The 2,081-nt window shown below is 61.5% G+C and carries 4 protein-coding genes; all 4 read left to right on the forward strand.

Features of this window, described 5'->3' with window-relative positions:
- A partial coding sequence (locus OU682_RS23750) for a hypothetical protein (protein ID WP_268944647.1) occupies window positions 1-388 on the forward strand: 388 nt, incomplete at its 5' end.
- On the forward strand, window positions 337-588 hold the full coding sequence (locus OU682_RS23755; protein ID WP_268944645.1) for a hypothetical protein: 252 nt from the start codon (window positions 337-339) through the stop codon (window positions 586-588). The genes OU682_RS23750 and OU682_RS23755, both read left to right, overlap by 52 nt.
- Window positions 471-827, forward strand: a complete 357-nt coding sequence (locus OU682_RS23760; protein WP_268944646.1) for an IS66 family transposase zinc-finger binding domain-containing protein — start codon at window positions 471-473, stop codon at window positions 825-827. The genes OU682_RS23755 and OU682_RS23760 overlap by 118 nt, the downstream gene beginning before the upstream one ends.
- Window positions 755-1,222, forward strand: coding sequence for an IS66 family transposase (locus tag OU682_RS24475; protein WP_371832312.1), 468 nt, complete (start codon window positions 755-757; stop codon window positions 1,220-1,222). Before OU682_RS23760 ends, OU682_RS24475 begins: the two co-directional genes overlap by 73 nt.
- Window positions 1,223-2,081: the final 859 nt, after the last annotated feature.

Consider the following 2,081-nt stretch of genomic DNA (forward strand, 5'->3'; position numbering starts at 1 on the left):
ACCAGCAACGACAACCAGAACAAAGGAGCGGACTGAGCCAAGACACCGAACGACACGCCAACCCGGGCGGCTTCAAATCCGGCCAAGCTGGTTGTCGGTCAAGGACAAGGTGGTTGACGCGCTACAGATCGTGGAACAGCTGGTCGGATGTTGCTGGAATAAGCGGTCGGATACGGTGGAATACGCAGTAACGTTGGCGGACGACCCCGAGGAGCTGCGCGCCTTCGCCGCACGGCTTTTGGCCGAGATAAAGGCGCAGGCTATCCTGATTGAGAAGCTTATCATCAACTGCCCGGCCACCGGGCACACCGATTTAGCGCCTCTTCCGAGACTGCAGTGCAACTGCAACTTGCCTTGGAGGTCGGTGAGATTGCTGCCGACGTGGTGACCGCGCGGATGAAGCTTCCTGAGGTCGAGGAGAAGGACAAACCGAAGCGCCGTCCGATCCCGATCAAATCCCGCGCATGGAGGTGGAACCGACGCCCGGCGCAGAGGCCTGTGCCGGCTGCGGGGGGGGGGGGCGCCAGCGCCGGATCGGGGAGGACATCACGGAAGAACTGGAGTATGTGCCGGGCCGCTTCATCGTGAACCGGATCGTGCGGCCCCGGCTGACCTGCGTCTGTTGCGAGCGTTTTGTGCAGGCTGCGCTTCCGTCTCGCCTGATCAAGCGCGGCCGACCCGATCCAGATCTGCTCGCGCATGTGCTCGTCAGCAAGTATGCCGACTACCTTCCGCATTACCCCAAAGCCAGATCTTGGGACGCGAAGGCCTTGATCCTAATCCTTCTGCGTTGGCGGATTGGGTCGCCAAGACCACCGCGCTGCTAGAGCCGTTGGCTGACGCCATCGGCCGTCATGTTCTCTCGATCGAGGTGATCTTCGCGGATGACACGCCGGTGCAGATGCTGGCTCCGGGCACCGGCAGGACCCGAACCGCAAGGCTCGGGGCCTATGCTCGCGACGAGCGCCCTTGGAGCGGCATGACACCACCCGCCGCGTGGTATCGCCTCTGGGCGACCGCAAGGGCCAGCACCCCAAGGACCATCTCGCTCGCTTCCGCAGCTGGATGTATGCCGACTGCTATGCCGGCTTCGAGGATCTCTACCGTTCCGGCGCCATTCGCGAGGTCGCCCGGCACTGGCCCATATCGGGCGCAAGTTCGTCGACATCCACCGATCGCAGGGCTCCCCATCGCCGAAGAGGCCATTGGCCGGATCGCCTGACTCCACGCTGTCCAGAAGGAAGCCCGAGGGCATGCACCTGCAGAACTCGGAAAGGCTCATGCCGCCCCGCTCTTCGATGACCTGGAGCGATGGCTGGCCATGCAACTTACCACCATCTCGGGTAAGTCGCCCCTCGAGGCCGCCATCCGGCGAAGCACGCACTACCCTAAAGGAACGTCATCAAACTGCTCTGTCCTGGCTATATTGCGGCTACACAGAGGCAACAGTAGGGCAGGATGCCCACACTTATTTTCCGCCAGGTGTGTGAAAGGCTGGTACCCGAGGTCGGTGTGCCTGACCGTTGAGGTTTCGGTTGGGCTCCCGTTGCAGGCACCGTTGCAGCTATTTTCCCTAGCAAATCAAGGGCTATCGGTGGTTTGAGTCACTGTCAACCGGCGCGTTTTGTACCACGGTAGGTTCCACGGCGACGGGCTGCTGGAAGATGCTGCCGCAGTCGATCAGACAGACCAAGGGGGGCGAGTGCCACCCCCACCTCCAGCCGATATCGTATACAGCCTCGACCCGCGCTGGGTGGATTAGCCAGTCAACCTGCTGTCATGCCTGAGGCAGTCTGTTCGGCAGACGCACCGTGCCATACTCGATGGCATGACAAATCTACTATTTAGGTGGGGCGGGGCATTCTGTGCATGAATTGGCACACGGGCATCAAAAATGATGATCAGCGGCTCGAAGAATTTGGAGGGGAAGGTTTCGGCAGTCGTACCGGCATGATCTCGGGGGGCTCACGGACCTGCTAACCGGACGATGTCCTATAAGATACTGGGCACCTCGAAAAATTGCGCTAACCGGGCCGCCGGGGTAGGACGCACGGGGCATTCGGCTGCTGGAGCGTGACGAT

The sequence above is a fragment of the Paracoccus benzoatiresistens genome (assembly GCF_026913015.1).
Lineage (GTDB): Bacteria > Pseudomonadota > Alphaproteobacteria > Rhodobacterales > Rhodobacteraceae > Paracoccus > Paracoccus benzoatiresistens.